Here is a 15109-nt window from a genome sequence, read left to right on the forward strand (position 1 = left end):
ACACCCGGAACGCGAAGCGGCCCGGCTCCCCCAGGGGAGCCGGGCCGCTCATCCGTATGTCCTCAGTGCTCCGCGGTGCGGCGGGTGCCGGTGTAGTACTCGAACAGCAGCGCCGAGGCCGACAGCAGCACGCAGATGATGCCCAGCGCGATCAGCCACCACATCCAGAACACCAGGCCGAGCGAGGCGATCAGCGCCGACAGCGCGATGCCGAACGGCCAGTAGCTGCCCGGGCTGAAGAAGCCCAGCTCACCGGCGCCGTCGGCGATCTCGGCGTCGAGCCGGTCCTCCGGGCGCGGGTCGATGCGGCGCGACACGAACCAGAAGTAGCCGCCGCACATCAGGCACAGCAGCGTCGACATCACCAGCGCGGCGGTGCCGATCCACTCGATGCCGCCCATGGTGTGGTCGGTCCACCAGCCGTAGACCACCGCGGCGACGATCAGGAACAGCGAGACGCCGAGAAAGATCCGGTATTCCGTCTTCATGGTTGCTCAGCCCTTATTCCGCGTCACGCTTGGTCGGGAACGGCGTGGTGGTGGTGGCGTACGGCTTCTCGCCGATCGCCTCCAGCGCCTGCGGGGTGGTCTTGCCCGCCTTGAGCGCGGCGACGTACTGCGCGAACTTCTCCGGGGTCACCGCGCGCAGCTCGAAGTTCATCATCGAGTGGTAGGTGCCGCAGAGTTCGGCGCAGCGGCCGACGTAGTGGCCTTCCTTCGTCGCCGTCACCTGGAACTCGTTGTAGACGTTGCCCGGGAAGACGTCGCGCTTGAACAGCAGCTCCGGCACCCAGAACGAGTGGATGACGTCCTGGCTGTGCTCGCGGAACCGCACGGTCCGGTTGATCGGGATGACCACGATCGGGATGTAGCTGCTGTCACCGACCGTGCTCTCCACCACCGGCGCGCCGACGTCGTTGCCCTCGGGGTAGTTGAACTGCCAGTTCCACTTGAACGCGACCACGTCGACGGTGACGTCGGGGTTGGCCGACACCTTGTTCACGTCGGTCTGGATCACGGCCGTGTAGTAGAACAGCACCGAGATCACCAGGAACGGCAGCACCGTGTACAGGATCTCGATCGGCAGGTTGAACCGGGTCTGCGTGGGCAGCTCCGAGCCGACCTTGCCCTTGCGGTACATGCCGATGCACCAGAAGATGAGGCCCCAGACGAAGACGCCCACCAGCAGGGCGGCGACCACGGAGGCGATCCACAGGTCATACATGCGCTGCGACTGCTCGGTGATTCCGCCCTGCGGCCAGCCGAAGCCGCCGAATGCCGAACCGACGTCACATCCACCGAGCAGTGTCACCGCGACGACCGACATCGCGCTCAGGCCGACGGCTCGTCTGCGGGCTCGTGTTGCCACCACCTGCTCCTGCCTCCTACTAGCAGCGCCACCTTCGGACGCACCGATGAGGGCGTGACCGACGGTCGCAGAGTACTCGACCCAGGGCCTCCGGCCGGGCCTGGGGTCGGCCCGGTAAACCGGCGTGTCCGCGGGTTGACCGACGGCGGCGCGAGCCGCCACCGCTAGATCACGATACCGTCGGAGGGTGGCAGATCCCCGGCAGGTTGGGCCTATCGACCGCGACGAGGACGTGTCGGCGGCGTACTTCGATGCCGCCACCGCCGCGCCGCTGCACCCGGTGGCCAGAGAAGCGCTGCTCGCGGCCCTCGACGACGGCTGGGCGGACCCGGGCAAGCTCTACACGCAGGCCCGCCGGGCGCGCCGGCTGCTGGACGCGGCGCGGGCCGCGGTCGCCGAGGTGCTGGGGGTACGCCCGGACGAGGTCGCTTTCACCGCCAGCGGCACCGCCGCCGTGCACGCCGCCGTCCTGGGTGGACTGGCCGGACGCCGCCGCGCCGGCACGACCCTGGTCCGCTCCGCGATCGAGCACTCGGCCGTGCTGCACGCCGGGCAGCGCCACGTGTCGGCGGGCGGCGCCGAGGTGGAAGTGCCGGTCGACCTGCTCGGCCGGGCCGATCTGGACGCGTGGCGCGCGGCGGTCGCCGCGCCCGGCACCGCGCTGGCCTGCCTGATCAGCGCCAGTCACGAGGTCGGCACGGTGCAGCCGGTGGCCGAAGCCGCCGCGGCGTGCGCCGCCACCGGGGTCCCGCTGCTGGTGGACGCGGCCGTGTCGCTGGGCCGGGTGCCGGTGCCCGGCGGCTGGCAGCTGCTCACCGGCAGCGCCCGCAAGTGGGGCGGCCCGGCCGGAGTGGGCCTGCTGGTGCTGCGCAAGGGCACCCGCTGGGTGTCGCCGTACCCGGCCGACGACCGGGAGACCGGCCGGGCCGTGGGCGCTCCGGACCTGCCCGCGATCGTGGCCGCCGCGGCCTCGCTGCACGCCGCGCACACCGAGTCGGCCGCCGAGGCCGCCCGCCTGTCCGCCCTGGTCGAACGGGTGCGGGCCACCGTCGCGGCGACCGTGCCCGACGTGGAGATCGTCGGCGACCCGGTCGACCGGCTGCCGCACGTGGTGACCTTCTCCTGCCTGTACGTCGACGGCGAGGCGCTGCTCACCGCGCTGGACCGGCGCGGCTTCGCGGTCTCCTCCGGCTCGGCCTGCACGTCGTCCACCCTGGTGCCCAGCCATGTGCTGGCCGCCATGGGCGTGCTCACGCACGGCAACGTACGGCTCTCCCTGCACCGCGGCACCACCGCCGCCCAGGTCGACCGCTTCCTGGCCGAGCTGCCCGGGATCGTCGCGGACCTGCGCGCGGAGGTCGGACTGTGAAGTGCGAGGACGCGGCGGGGCGAGGCCCGCAGGCACGAACCCCGGAGGCACCGTGAGCACCGAACCGCTGGAGACGCTCGACTGCCTCGGCCAGCGCTGCCCGCTGCCGGTGATCGCGCTGGCCCGGCGCTTCCCGTCCATCCCGGTCGGCGCCGTGATCCGGGTACTCGCCGACGACCCCGCGGCCGCCGTGGACATTCCCGCCTGGTGCCGCATGCGCGCCCAGCAGTACCTGGGCGGAGTCTCCGTCGACGGCTCCCCCGCCTACGACGTCCGCCGCGTCAGCTGACCACCGCCCGCGCCGTCGCCGTCGCCGTCGCCGGGGTGCGGTTTCGGGGAAGGTGCAGGAATCTTGGCGTCGATTCCAGCACCTTCCCCGAAACTGTCGGAGCAGCTGACGTCAGAGGGTGGCGCCGGCCAGGTGCGGGCGGACGTCGGCGGCGGCGGCTTCGCCGTAGGACTCGGCGAGGCGCTTGAGGAAGTTGTCGGGGTCGATCTCGTACTCCTGGGTGCCGACGGTCTCCAGGACCAGGGTCGCCACCAGGGCGCCGGTCTGGGCGGCCCGCTCCAGGCCCAGGCCCCAGGACAGGGCGGCGAAGAAGCCCGCGCGGAAGCCGTCGCCGACGCCGGTGGGGTCGTACGCCTGGATCTCGCGCGCCACCGGCACCCGGATCGTGCCGATCTCGCGGCCGGTGACCACGACGCCGTTCTTGCCGAGCGTGGTCACCCGGATCCGCACCCGGTCGAGCACCTGCTCCGAGGTGAGGCCGGTCTTCTGCTCCAGCAGCGAGTTCTCGTACTCGTTCGTCAGGAGGTACTGCGCGCCCTCGATGAGCTGCAGCACCTCCTCGCCGCCCATCCGGGCCAGCTGCTGCGACGGGTCGGCGGCGAACGCGTAACCCCGCGCGCGGCACTCCTGCGAGTGGCGCACCATCGCCACCGGGTCGTTGGCGCTGATGATGACCAGGTCGAGCCCGTCGAGGCGGTCGCTGACCGGCTTGAGCTCGATGTTGCGCGCCTCGCTCATGGCACCGGCGTAGAACGAAGCGACCTGGCACAGGTCCTCGTCGGTGGTGCAGACGAAGCGGGCGGTGTGTGCCACCTCACTGACGTGCACCGAGTCACAGTCGACGCCGTGGCGCTCCAACCACGAGCGGTAGTCGGCGAAGTCCGCGCCGACCGCGCCGACCAGAGCGGGCCGCAGGCCGAGCTGCCCCAGGCCGAAGGCGATGTTGGCGGCCACGCCGCCGCGCCGGATCACCAGGTCGTCGACGAGGAACGACAGCGAGACCTTGTCGAGCTGGTCAGCGATGAGCTGGTCCGCGAAGCGGCCCGGAAAGTGCATCAGGTGATCTGTCGCGATGGATCCGGTAACGCACAGCTTGTTCATGACTGACCTCAGGTCGGCGGGGACGGGCCCGCAAAGCCTAACGGCCGGACACGAAACAGCGGCACTCGCGTGTTGTCGAGTGCCGCTGCGTGTTGCTGATCTCAGTCGAGACCGGTCTCAGTGACGGAGCCTTCGCTTCCCCCTGAGCCTCCGGCTCAGTGGAACGAGTCGCCGCAGGCGCAGGAGCCGCCCGCGTTCGGGTTGTCGATGGTGAAACCCTGGGCGTCGATGCGGTCCGCGAAGTCGACCGTGGCGCCGGTGAGGTACGGGGCGCTCATGCGGTCGACCACGACCTCGACGCCGCCGAACTCCTTGACGATGTCCCCGTCGAGCGAGCGCTCGTCGAAGAAGAGCTGGTAGCGCAGCCCCGAGCAGCCGCCCGGCTGCACGGCGACCCGCAACCGGAGGTCGTCACGACCCTCCTGCTCCAGCAGGGCCTTGACCTTCGCGGCCGCGACCTCGGTGAGGTTGATGCCGTCCGTCTTGATGTCGGGCGTCGTCACGTGGTGCTCCCCAAGCGTGAAGTGCGGATAATCCTTCGAGGTAACGCTAGCGCGGGGCGGGTTGATTCCCTATCCCGCCTCACGGTCGCCGCCCGTCAGCGCGGGGCGGCAGGCGTCAGAGTGGCGCTGATCACGGCCCGCTGGGTCGGTCGGGCCTGGGCGTGGCGCTCGCGGCCGGCGTCGTTGAGCCGCACGAACACCCCGCGCCGGTCCTCGGCGCACAGGCACCGCTCGACCAGCCCCTCCTTCTCCAGCCGGGCCACCGTGCGCGACAGCGCGCTCTGGCTGAGGTGCACGCTGCTGCCGAGCTCCTGCATGCGCAGGCTCTCGTGGTCGGCCTCGGCGAGCCGGTCGAGCACCTCGAACTCGCTCATGCCCAGCCCGTGGCCGTCCTTGAGCGCGTTCTCCAACGCGCACGACAGCGCCGCGTAGCGACGGGACAGGTCCCGCCACTCGTGCACGTCGATCGCGTTTTCAGCCACCCGGGCAGCTTAGCATGCGCGCACACAAAATGCACAAACATTTAATGCTTGTGCATTCAATGCACATGCATCTAGTGTACGGCGCATGGCTTCCACCACGACGTTCGCGTCGACCGACACACCCCGTACCCCCGCGACCCCCGACGATCCGCAGCGCACCGGCGACGTGGCCGACCCGGCGCGGTGGACCGCCCGCCTCTGGGGCACGCTGCTGGTGCTGTGCGCCGTGCTGTTCCTCGACGGCCTGGACATCTCGATGGTCGGCGTGGCCCTGCCCGCGATCCAGGCCGACCTGGGCCTGTCCACCACCTCGCTGCAGTGGATCGTCAGCGGCTACGTCCTCGGGTACGGCGGGCTGCTGCTGCTCGGCGGGCGCACCGCCGACCTGCTCGGCCGGCGCCGGGTGCTGCTGGTGGCGCTGGCCGTCTTCGCGGGCGCCTCGGTGATCGGCGGGCTGGTCGACAGCAGCGCGCTGCTCATCGCCAGCCGCTTCGTCAAGGGCCTGGCCGCCGCCTTCACCGCCCCCGCCGGGCTGTCCATCCTGACCACGACCTTCCCCGAGGGCCCGGTCCGCAACCGGGCGCTGGGCATCTACACCGTCTTCGGCGCCAGCGGCTTCTCCTCCGGCCTGATCCTCGGCGGCCTGCTCACCCAGATCGACTGGCGGGTCACCTTCCTGCTGCCCGCCCCGCTGGCCCTGATCGCGCTGGTCGCAGGCATCAAGCTGATTCCGAAGAACGCGCACCGGGCGCCGGGGCGGCAGGACCTGCTCGGCGCGGCCACCTCCACCGCCGCGCTGCTCCTGCTGGTGTTCACGGTGGTCAACGCGCCGGCCGCGGGCTGGCTCAGCCTCCGTACCGTCGGCTCGCTGCTGCTGGTCGCGGCCCTGGCCGCCGCGTTCCTCACCATCGAGCGCCGGGTGGCGCACCCGCTGGTGCGGCTGGGCGTCTTCACCAACCGCAACCTGGTCCGGGCGAACCTGACCGCGATGGCGGTCAGCGGCGGCTACCTCAGCTTCCAGTTCGTGTTCGGGCTCTACCTGCAGCGCGTGCTCGGCTGGTCACCGCTGCAGATGGCGCTGTCGCTGCTGCCCACCGGCCTGATCGTGGCCACCTCCGGCTCCGTCGCCGGAGCCCTGATCACCCGGTACGGCACCCGGCGGCTCATCGCCACCGGCATGCTCGCCTTCGTCGCCGCGTACGCCCTGTTCCTGCGGGCCGACGCCCAGCCCGACGTGGCAGGCGTGATCCTGCCCACGGCGGTGCTGCTCGGCGCGGGCTTCGCGCTCACCTTCTCCGCCCTGAACGTCCAGGCCACCAGCGGCATCGCCGACGACGAGCAGGGCCTGGCCTCCGGCCTGGTGCAGACCTCGCTGCAGGTCGGCGGCGCGATCGCGCTCGCGGCCACCACTGCGGTCGTCGGCGAGGACAGCATCACCGCCGGCCACCTGCCCGGCACCTTCCCGGTCGCGATCGGCCTGGTGACCGTGATCTCCCTGCTCGGGCTGCTCGCCGCGGTGCTGCGGGGGCGCACCGCGGCCCGTACCGAACAGGCCGCCCTCGACGTGATCTGAGGTCTAGATCATCTGAGTTGCCGGGCAGTCGGGGGTATGCAACGTTGCATACCCCCGACTGCCCGGCAACTTGACCCCGCTGGGGTCAGCGGGACCACTGGCGGGCGAGGCGGGCGGCGAGTTCACGCAGGCCGCGGGCGGGTTCGGCCAGGGCCGTCGCGACGTCGCCGAAGTGGTCGACCAGGGCGTACGCCTCGGTCACCCCGGCCACGCCCTGCTCGCGGCGGCCCGTGGTGACCCGGCCCGCCAGCACCACGCACGGGATGCCCAGGTCGCGGGCGGCCCCGGCGAGGCCCGAGATGGCCTTGCCCCGCAGCGACTGGTGGTCGAACGAGCCCTCGCCGGTGATCAGCAGGTCCGCCTCCTCGATCACCTCGTCCAGGCCGGTCAGCTCGCGGACCAGGTCGATGCCGGAGGCGACCCGGCCGCCGAGGGCCAGCAGCGCCGCGCCCAGCCCGCCCGCCGCACCGGCGCCGGGCAGGTCGGCGAGCCCGGCCGGGCAGCCGGGCAGGTCGCGTCCGAGCACCTGCGCCCACTGGGCCAGGGCCGCGTCGAGCAGGGTGACGTCGGCGGGGGTGGCGCCCTTCTGCGGGCCGTACACGGCCGAGGCGCCATGCAGCCCGGTCAGCGGGTTGTCCACGTCGGTCGCGGCGATCAGCTCGATCGCGGCCCCGGTGGCGGCCGAGCGCAGCGGGGTCGCGTCGACAGCCAGCGACGCGCACTCGGCCAGGGCGGCGCCGCCGGGGGCCAGCGGGGTGCCGTCGGCGGCCAGGCCGACCGCGCCGAGGGCGGCCAGCAGCCCGGCGCCGCCGTCGTTGGTGGCCGAGCCGCCGAGGCCGACCACGACGCGGACGGCGCCCCGGTCGACGGCGGTCAGGATGAGCGCGCCGAGGCCGTACGAGGAGGTGGTCTTGGGGTCGCGGTCGGCCGGGTCGACCAGGTGCAGGCCGCAGGCCTGCGCGCTCTCGACGTACGCGGTGGGCCCGGCCGGGCCGTCGACCAGCAGCACCGAGCCGGTGGCCGGGCGGCCCAGCGGGTCGGTGGCGGCGACCTCGACCAGTTCGCCGCCGACGGAGGCGTGCAGCACCTCGACGAAGCCGGGGCCGCCGTCGGCGATCGGGCGGCAGATGAGTTCGTCGCCGGGGGCGGTCTGGTGCCAGCCTTCGGCGACCGCGGCGGCGGCCTCGACCGCGCTCAGGGTGCCGGCGAACTTGTCGGGACAGATCAGCACGCGCATGGCAGCACAGTAGTAAAGCGCTTTCCCGGCCCGCGCCCCGACACCGTGGGGCAGGCCACAGGGTTGCGGGCGGTGAGGACGGGTGTGGTTGGTGCGACTATGGAGGCGTGACTGCATCAACCTCGGCCCCTGTGCTGTTACTGCTCGGTCGCGGCGTCGATCCCGACTCCGAGCGCGGCGTCGACTGCCCGGGCGACCTGCCCGCGCCCAGCGACCCCGGCCTGGTCGAACGGGCCCGCGCGGCCAAGGCTGCGCTGGGCGACCGCGTCTTCGTGCTGGGGCACCACTACCAGCGCGACGAGGTCATCCAGTTCGCCGACGTGACGGGCGACTCGTTCAAGCTGGCCCGCGAGGCGGCGGCGCGCCCCGACGCGGAGTTCATCGTCTTCTGCGGCGTGCACTTCATGGCCGAGTCGGCCGACATCCTGACCTCCGACGCGCAGAAGGTGGTGCTGCCGGATCTCGCGGCGGGCTGCTCGATGGCGGACATGGCGGTGCTGGAGCAGGTCGAGCAGTGCTGGGACCTGCTCAGCGACCTCGGCATCGCCGGGTCGACGGTGCCCGTCACCTACATGAACTCCTCGGCCGACATCAAGGGGTTCGTGGGGCGCAACGGCGGCGTGGTGTGCACCTCGTCCAACGCCAAGCGGGCGCTGGACTGGGCGTTCGAGCAGGGCGAGAAGGTCCTGTTCCTGCCCGACCAGCACCTGGGGCGCAACACCGCCGTGCTGGAGATGGGCTACTCGCTGGACGACTGCGTGCTCTACGACCCGCACAAGCCAAACGGCGGCCTGACCGACCAGCAGCTGCGCGACGCGAAGATGATCCTGTGGCGCGGGCACTGCTCGGTGCACGGGCGCTTCACGTACGAGAACGTGGTGGCGATGCGCGAGCAGGTGCCGGGCGTCAACATCCTGGTGCACCCGGAGTGCCGCCACGACGTGGTGACCGCGGCCGACTACGTCGGCTCGACGGAGTACATCATCAAGACGCTGGACGCGGCCGAGCCCGGCTCGAAGTGGGCCGTGGGCACCGAGCTGAACCTGGTGCGCCGCCTGGCCGGGCAGCACCCGGACAAGCAGGTCATGTTCCTGGAGAAGACGGTCTGCTACTGCTCGACCATGAACCGCATCGACCTGCCGCACCTGGTGTGGGCGCTGGAGGAGCTGGTCGCGGGCCGGGTGCCGAACCAGATCACGGTCGATCCGGACACCGCGCACCACGCCCGGGTGGCACTGGACCAGATGCTGGCCCTGCCGTAGGCGATCTGTCACTCTCTGTACGAGCGTCGTGTCCGATTAGCGGCGCTCGTACTTGTTTAAGCTTCGCGTGTATTCCGTCACACATCACTCAGCGCTATGCTGCCGTGGTTGCCCACCAGGCCCCGCCGTAGAGTTGCTGCCCGGCCCGAATCTCGACCCAGGAGGTCTGCCTTGTCGGACATGCTCGTCGTCACCGGCGGAAACCCGCTGCAGGGTGAAGTCCGGGTCCGCGGGGCCAAGAACCTCGTGTCGAAGGCGATGGTGGCCACGGTCCTGGGCGAGTCGCCGAGCGTGATGTACGACGTGCCGCGCATCCGCGACGTCGAGATCGTGCGCGGCCTGCTGGAGCTGCACGGCGTCAAGGTCAGCAACGGCGAGCTGGACGGCGAGCTGCGCTTCGACCCGTCCAACGTCGAGCGGGCCGGCATCGACGAGATCAACGTGCACGCCGGGTCCAGCCGCATCCCGATCCTGCTCTGCGGCCCGCTGCTGCACCGGCTCGGCCACGCGTTCATCCCCGACCTGGGCGGCTGCCACATCGGCCCGCGCCCGATCGACTACCACCTGGAGGCGCTGCGCCGCTTCGGTGCCGTGGTCGAGAAGACCCCCGAGGGCCTGCACCTGTCCGCCCCGGACGGCCTGCACGGCATCAAGTACGAGCTGAACTACCCGTCGGTCGGCGCCACCGAGCAGATCCTGCTCACCGCCGTACGCGCCGAGGGCGTCACCGAGCTGAGCAACGCGGCGGTGGAGCCCGAGATCATCGACCTGATCTGCATCCTGCAGAAGATGGGCGCGATCATCAAGGTGCACACCAACCGGGTGATCGAGATCGAGGGCGTGCCGCACCTCGGCGGCTTCTCGCACCGGCCCATCCCCGACCGGATCGAGGCGGCGAGCTGGGCCTCGGCCGCGCTGGCCACCCGCGGCGACATCCTGGTCCGCGGCGCCCGCCAGGCCGACATGACCACGTTCCTGAACGTGTTCCGCAGCATCGGCGGCCAGTTCGAGATCGACGACAACCCGGTCGCGGGCGGCATCCGGTTCTGGCACCCGGGCGGCGACCTGCGCGCGGTGGCGCTGGAGACCGACGTGCACCCCGGCTTCATGACCGACTGGCAGCAGCCGCTGGTCGTGGCGCTGACCCAGGCCAACGGCCTGTCGGTGGTGCACGAGACGGTGTACGAGAAGCGCTTCGGCTACACCAGCGCGCTGAACCAGATGGGCGCGAACATCCAGGTGTACCAGGAGTGCCTGGGCGGCACGCCGTGCCGGTTCGGCCGCCGCGGCTTCCGGCACTCGGCCGTCATCGCCGGCCCGGCCAAGCTGCACGCCACCGACCTGGTCATCCCGGACCTGCGGGCGGGGTTCAGCCATCTGATCGCGGCGCTGGCCGCCGAGGGCACCTCGCGGGTGCACGGGGTCGACCTGATCAACCGGGGCTACGAGGACTTCGAGGCCAAGCTCGCCGGTCTCGGCGCCACCGTCTCCCGCTGACAGACGTAAGGAAGGGGCCCTTCTTATCGCTCTGCGATGTAGAAGGGCCCCTTCCCAACTCTTGTGACCTGTGACATTCCGAGGGAGGGCGGCGCGCGTGACGCCGTGTCACCATCCCCGGATGCCGCTGTACCCTTGCTGGCGTGCCGTTGTTCTCCCGTAAATCCAGCGACGCCCCCGCCGTGACCGAGCCTGAGGCTGAGGTCGAGGCGGCGGCGGGTCCCCGTGCCTATACGCCCGGTAAGGGCAAGGCCACCCCGAAGCGCACCTCGCAGCGCCGCCGCGTCGCCGCCGTGCAGCAGCCGCGTACGCCCGAGGAGCGCCGCGAGGCCAAGCGCCTTGCCCGCGAGCAGGCCCGCAGCGATCGCCAGGAGGCGATGGCGGGCATGCGCAGCGGCGACGAGCGCCACCTGCTGCCCCGCGACAAGGGCCCGGTGCGCCGGCTCGTCCGCGACATCGTCGACTCGCGCCGCAACGTCGGCAGCTACTTCTTCGGCGCCACGCTGATCATCTTCTTCCTGATGATGTGGCGCGACCCGCGCGTGGCGCTGTTCGGCAACCTGCTGTGGCTGGGGCTGGGCCTGGCCGTGATCGTGGACAGCTTCATCCTGAGCCGCAAGATCAAGAAGCTGGTCAAGCAGCACTTCCCGAAGAGCAACGAGCGCATGGGCTCGCTGTACTTCTACGGCATCATGCGCGCGATCAGCTTCCGCCGCATGCGCATGCCCAACTGCCAGGTCAAGATCGGCGACCCGATCGTCCCCGGCAAGGCCTAGGACATCTGTCCTGCCGCACTCCGTATCGGCGGCTCTGCCCGCCGGTACGGCGCGGACCTAGCGTTGTCCCCATGACAGACGCGGTGCGGCTGACCTCGGTCGCGAAGAACTACGGCGCGGTCCGGGCGGTGGACGGGGTGGACCTGTCCATCGCCCGCGGCCAGACCGTGGCCCTGCTGGGCCCCAACGGCGCCGGCAAGTCCACCACCATCAGCATGATCCTCGGCCTGCTGACCCCCAGCGCGGGCACCGTCGAGGTGTTCGGCACCTCCCCCGCCGACGCGGTGCGGGCCGGGCGGGTCGGCGCGATGCTGCAGGAGTCCGGCTTCCCGGCCAGCGCGACCGTACGCGAGCTGGTGCAGCTCGCCCGCGCGCTGTACCGCGACCCGCTGCCGCTGGACGAGATCATGGCCACCGCCGACGTCGCCTCGATCGCCGACCGCCGCTCGGACAAGCTCTCCGGCGGCCAGTCGCAGCGGCTGCGCTTCGCGTTCGCCCTGGCCGGCAACCCCGAGCTGCTGATCCTGGACGAGCCCACCGCCGCGCTGGACGTGGAGAGCCGCCAGCAGTTCTGGGCCGCGATGCGGCGCTACGCCGCCACCGGCCGCACCGTGCTGTTCGCCACGCACTACCTGGAAGAGGCCGACGACTTCGCCGACCGGGTCATCGTGATCGCCCGGGGCCGGGTGGTCGCCGACGGCAGCGGCGCCGAGATCAAGAAGCTGGCCGGCGGCCGTACCGTCAGCTTCGACCGCGCCGGTCAGGACGCCGACGCCTTCACCGCCCTGCCCGGCGTGGTGTCCGCCCAGGCCCGCGGCGAGCGCGTGCTGCTGCGCTGCGACGACTCCGACGTCACCGTCCGCGCCCTGTTCGAGGGCGGCCACCGGGTGGCCAACCTGGAGGTCACCGGCGCCGGACTCGAAGAAGCCTTCCTCACCCTCACCGCCAAGACCGAGTTGGAGCCGGCCCGATGACCGCCTACCTGCGTTTCGAGCTGCGGCGCCTCATCCGCGACCCGCGTGTGATCGTCTTCACGGTCGTGCTGCCCGTGCTCATCTACTTCATCAGCACCGGCAGCGCCGGCGCCGCCGACCGGATCGGCTCGGTGCAGGTCGCGGCATACCTGATGGTGAGCATGGCGGCGTACGGCGCGCTGGTCGGCGTGATGTCGGTCGGCATCGGCGTGGCCAACGAGCGGGCCACCGGCTGGCTGCGCCAGCTGCGCATCTCCCCCGTCACCCCCGGGCAGGTCGTCGCGGTCAAGGCGCTGCTCGCCTCGATCATGGCGATCCCCTCGGTGGCCGCGGTCGGCGTCATCGCCGCCACCCGCAACGGCGTCGAACTGTCCGCCCCGCAGTGGGTCGCCCTGGTCGGCCTGCTGTGGCTGGGCAGCCTGCCGTTCGCGGCGCTCGGCCTGGCCCTCGGCTTCTCGATGCCGCCGAACCTGATCCAGCCCGCCAGCATGCTCGGCGTGTTCGGCCTGGCGTTCCTCGGCGGCCTGTTCGTGCCGGTCGAGGCGATGCCCGCCGCACTCGCGAAGATCGCCACCTGGCTGCCCAGCAACCGCTACGCCGAGCTCGGCTGGTCGGTCGCCGGGGACAAGGCGCCGCCGCTGGGCGGCGTGGCCATCCTGGTCGGCTGGGCTGTGGTCTTCGGCGGCCTGGCCGCCCTGATGTACCGCCGCTCGGCGGCGCAGAAGTGATCGGACTGTTCACGCGCGGGGCGGGTACGGCGGTGCCGTACCCGCCCTCGGGCGTCGACGAGCAGACCGCGCACCGGCAGGGCATGCGGCGGGGCGTGCTCTTCGCCGCCATCTGGCTGTGGCCGCTCGTGCCCACCTTCCGCGCCATCGTCGCGGGGCACGTCCACCCGGTGCTGTTCGCGGTCGTGGGCCTGCTCGCCTTCATCCCGCTCTACCTGGCCGTGGTCGTACGCGGATTCGGCGACCCCGACCCCGTGCCCAAGCCCCGCGACCACGCGATGCTGGGCCTGCTCACCGCGCTCGGGCTGGCCCTGGCCCTGGCGTACGGCGCCCAGCCCGGCGGCTGGACCGGCCTCACCCTGTACCTCGCCGCCGCGGGCGCCGCCCTGTACCCCACCCCGTGGGCCCACCTGTGGCTGGTCGGCTGCGTCGGGGCGCTCATCGGCGTCGGCCACCTGCACGGCCAGCACTGGTCCGAGATCGGCGACAACGCCTTCAACCTGGTCATGGCCGGCGCCCTCGTCCTGGTCGTACGCCGCCTCATGCGCCTGGTCCGCGAGCTGCGCACCACCCGCGACCAGCTCGCCCGCGCCGCCGTCGAGCAGGAGCGCCTGCGCTTCGCCCGCGACCTGCACGACCTGCTCGGCCACAGCCTGTCGGTCATCGTCGTCAAGTCCGAGGTCGTCCGCCGCCTCGCCGAACGCGACCCCGCCGCCGCCGCCCGCGAAGCCGCCGACATCGAGCAGATCGGCCGTACCGCCCTCACCGAGGTACGCCAGGCCATCACCGGCTACCGCACCCGCGCCTTCGCCGCCGAGCTCACCGGGGCCGGCGCGGCGCTGGCCGACGCGGGCATCGAGACCACCGTCCGGACCACCGACGAGACGCTGCCGCCGCACCTCGACGACGCGTTCGCCTGGGTCGTACGCGAGGCCGCCACCAACGTCATCCGCCACAGCGGCGCCGACACCTGCGTCATCGCCCTCAGCCGCCCCGACCGGTGGCAGCTCGAGATCCGCGACGACGGCCGCGGCGGCGCGGCCGACCCCGCCGCCCACGGCAACGGCCTGCGCGGCCTGGCCGAACGCCTCGCCCAGGTCGGCGGAGCCCTCGCCGTCATCGACCTGAGCACCAGCCACGGCGGCACCGGCTTCGTCCTCCGCGCCACCGCCCCCGAGGCGGCCCGATGATCCCGCACTCCCCCGGCGGCCCGACGACCCGCGTAATGCCGAAGGCGGCCTGATGATCCGCGTACTGCTCGCCGAGGACCAGGGCATGATGCGCGGCGCGCTCGCGCTCCTGCTCGACCTGGAGCCCGACCTGGAAGTAGTCGCCCAGGTCGAACGCGGTGACGAGGTCGTGGACGCCGCCCTGCGCACCGGCCCCGACGTGGCGCTGCTCGACATCGAGATGCCCGGCCTGTCCGGGCTGGACGCGGCCGCCCTGCTCCGCACCCGGGCCCCGCAGTGCCGGGTGCTCATCCTGACCACCTTCGGCCGCCCCGGATACCTGCGCCGGGCCATGGACGCGGGGGCGCGCGGGTTCCTGGTCAAGGACGGGCCGGTCGAGTCGCTGGCCGCCGCGATCCGGCGGGTGCTGGCGGGCGAGACCGTGATCGACCCGGCGCTGGCCGCGGCGGCGCTGTCGGCCGGGCCGAGCCCGCTGACCGAGCGCGAACGCGAGGTGCTGGCCAGCGCCGCGGACGGCGCGACCGTGGCCGACCTCGCGGCCCGGCTGCACCTGTCCGAGAGCACGGTACGCAACTACCTGTCAGCCGCGATCGGCAAGACCAACACCCGCAACCGCATGGAAGCCGTCCAAGCCGCCCGCGCCGCCGGCTGGCTCTGACCCCTCCCGCCCTGTCCCCACCTACCGACTCCCCTCGCTGGCGGACGCGGAAGGCGGACGCGGAAGGCGGACGCGGAAGGCGGACGCGGAAGGCGGACGCGG

At 72.1% G+C, this 15109-nt stretch carries 16 protein-coding genes; 10 read left to right on the top strand and 6 right to left on the bottom strand.

All coding sequences use genetic code 11. The features are described 5' to 3' along the window. Positions 1-62: 62 nt before the first annotated feature. Together QEZ54_RS34805 and coxB are read right to left on the bottom strand one after the other, a co-directional pair. On the bottom strand, positions 63-488 hold the full coding sequence (locus QEZ54_RS34805; RefSeq protein ID WP_281309037.1) for a cytochrome c oxidase subunit 4: 426 nt from the start codon (positions 486-488) through the stop codon (positions 63-65). A 13-nt stretch (positions 489-501) separates the two neighbouring features. After that, positions 502-1326 (bottom strand): cytochrome c oxidase subunit II, encoded by an 825-nt coding sequence (gene coxB / locus QEZ54_RS34810; protein WP_281309052.1) that lies wholly within the window; start codon positions 1324-1326, stop codon positions 502-504. A 274-nt stretch (positions 1327-1600) separates the two neighbouring features. Between coxB and QEZ54_RS34815 the strand changes: the two genes are divergently transcribed. Continuing rightward, the gene (locus QEZ54_RS34815) at positions 1601-2737 is read left to right on the top strand and encodes an aminotransferase class V-fold PLP-dependent enzyme (protein WP_281309053.1); all 1137 of its coding nucleotides are present in this window, start codon (positions 1601-1603) and stop codon (positions 2735-2737) included. Between the two features lie 52 nt (positions 2738-2789). Further along, on the top strand, positions 2790-3026 hold the full coding sequence (locus QEZ54_RS34820) for a sulfurtransferase TusA family protein (protein ID WP_281309038.1): 237 nt from the start codon (positions 2790-2792) through the stop codon (positions 3024-3026). 111 nt (positions 3027-3137) lie between these two features. Here QEZ54_RS34820 and QEZ54_RS34825 read toward each other — a convergent pair whose 3' ends face one another. From QEZ54_RS34825 to QEZ54_RS34835, 3 genes are all read right to left on the bottom strand, one after another. Further along, positions 3138-4127, bottom strand: coding sequence for a carbohydrate kinase family protein (locus QEZ54_RS34825; RefSeq protein WP_281309039.1), 990 nt, complete (start codon positions 4125-4127; stop codon positions 3138-3140). A 155-nt stretch (positions 4128-4282) separates the two neighbouring features. Beyond that, positions 4283-4630: an iron-sulfur cluster insertion protein ErpA gene (gene erpA / locus QEZ54_RS34830; protein WP_217397895.1), complete on the bottom strand. Its 348-nt coding sequence runs from the start codon at positions 4628-4630 to the stop codon at positions 4283-4285. A gap of 95 nt (positions 4631-4725) precedes the next feature. Further along, positions 4726-5112: a MarR family transcriptional regulator gene (locus QEZ54_RS34835; protein ID WP_281309040.1), complete on the bottom strand. Its 387-nt coding sequence runs from the start codon at positions 5110-5112 to the stop codon at positions 4726-4728. 85 nt (positions 5113-5197) lie between these two features. Here QEZ54_RS34835 and QEZ54_RS34840 point away from each other — a divergent pair, with 85 nt between their 5' ends. Then, positions 5198-6685, top strand: coding sequence for an MFS transporter (locus QEZ54_RS34840; RefSeq protein ID WP_281309041.1), 1488 nt, complete (start codon positions 5198-5200; stop codon positions 6683-6685). 85 nt (positions 6686-6770) lie between these two features. Here QEZ54_RS34840 and QEZ54_RS34845 read toward each other — a convergent pair whose 3' ends face one another. Continuing rightward, a complete protein-coding gene (locus tag QEZ54_RS34845) occupies positions 6771-7922 on the bottom strand; it encodes a glycerate kinase (protein WP_281309042.1) in 1152 nt (383 codons plus the stop codon). Positions 7923-8029: 107 nt separating this feature from the next. Between QEZ54_RS34845 and nadA the strand changes: the two genes are divergently transcribed. The 7 genes from nadA to QEZ54_RS34880 all read left to right on the top strand — a co-directional run bounded on the left by nadA (position 8030) and on the right by QEZ54_RS34880 (position 15007). Continuing rightward, positions 8030-9184, top strand: coding sequence for a quinolinate synthase NadA (gene nadA, locus QEZ54_RS34850; protein WP_281309043.1), 1155 nt, complete (start codon positions 8030-8032; stop codon positions 9182-9184). A 180-nt stretch (positions 9185-9364) separates the two neighbouring features. Then, positions 9365-10681, top strand: a complete 1317-nt coding sequence (gene murA, locus QEZ54_RS34855) for a UDP-N-acetylglucosamine 1-carboxyvinyltransferase (RefSeq protein WP_281309054.1) — start codon at positions 9365-9367, stop codon at positions 10679-10681. A 143-nt stretch (positions 10682-10824) separates the two neighbouring features. After that, positions 10825-11457 (top strand): DUF3043 domain-containing protein, encoded by a 633-nt coding sequence (locus QEZ54_RS34860; protein ID WP_281309044.1) that lies wholly within the window; start codon positions 10825-10827, stop codon positions 11455-11457. Positions 11458-11528: 71 nt separating this feature from the next. Then, positions 11529-12431 carry an ABC transporter ATP-binding protein gene (locus QEZ54_RS34865; RefSeq protein ID WP_281309045.1) on the top strand — a complete coding sequence of 301 codons (903 nt, stop codon included), beginning with the start codon at positions 11529-11531 and terminating at the stop codon, positions 12429-12431. Further along, complete coding sequence (locus QEZ54_RS34870) at positions 12428-13159, top strand: ABC transporter permease (protein WP_281309046.1); 732 nt, start codon at positions 12428-12430, stop codon at positions 13157-13159. The genes QEZ54_RS34865 and QEZ54_RS34870 overlap by 4 nt, the downstream gene beginning before the upstream one ends. Next, positions 13156-14349 (top strand): sensor histidine kinase, encoded by a 1194-nt coding sequence (locus QEZ54_RS34875; RefSeq protein ID WP_281309047.1) that lies wholly within the window; start codon positions 13156-13158, stop codon positions 14347-14349. The genes QEZ54_RS34870 and QEZ54_RS34875 overlap by 4 nt, the downstream gene beginning before the upstream one ends. A gap of 52 nt (positions 14350-14401) precedes the next feature. After that, a complete protein-coding gene (locus QEZ54_RS34880) occupies positions 14402-15007 on the top strand; it encodes a response regulator transcription factor (RefSeq protein ID WP_281309048.1) in 606 nt (201 codons plus the stop codon). Positions 15008-15109 lie beyond the last annotated feature (102 nt).

The sequence above is a fragment of the Catellatospora sp. KI3 genome, from assembly GCF_029948125.1.
Lineage (GTDB): Bacteria > Actinomycetota > Actinomycetes > Mycobacteriales > Micromonosporaceae > Catellatospora.

Coding starts and splice junctions, on each gene's coding strand:
- QEZ54_RS34805 (WP_281309037.1), bottom strand. CDS start 488: ATGAAGACGGAATACCGGATCTTTCTCGGCGTCTCGCTGTTCCTGATC.
- coxB (WP_281309052.1), bottom strand. CDS start 1,326: ATGTCGGTCGTCGCGGTGACACTGCTCGGTGGATGTGACGTCGGTTCG.
- QEZ54_RS34825 (WP_281309039.1), bottom strand. CDS start 4,127: ATGAACAAGCTGTGCGTTACCGGATCCATCGCGACAGATCACCTGATG.
- QEZ54_RS34840 (WP_281309041.1), top strand. CDS start 5,198: ATGGCTTCCACCACGACGTTCGCGTCGACCGACACACCCCGTACCCCC.
- QEZ54_RS34845 (WP_281309042.1), bottom strand. CDS start 7,922: ATGCGCGTGCTGATCTGTCCCGACAAGTTCGCCGGCACCCTGAGCGCG.
- murA (WP_281309054.1), top strand. CDS start 9,365: ATGCTCGTCGTCACCGGCGGAAACCCGCTGCAGGGTGAAGTCCGGGTC.
- QEZ54_RS34865 (WP_281309045.1), top strand. CDS start 11,529: ATGACAGACGCGGTGCGGCTGACCTCGGTCGCGAAGAACTACGGCGCG.
- QEZ54_RS34870 (WP_281309046.1), top strand. CDS start 12,428: ATGACCGCCTACCTGCGTTTCGAGCTGCGGCGCCTCATCCGCGACCCG.
- QEZ54_RS34880 (WP_281309048.1), top strand. CDS start 14,402: ATGATCCGCGTACTGCTCGCCGAGGACCAGGGCATGATGCGCGGCGCG.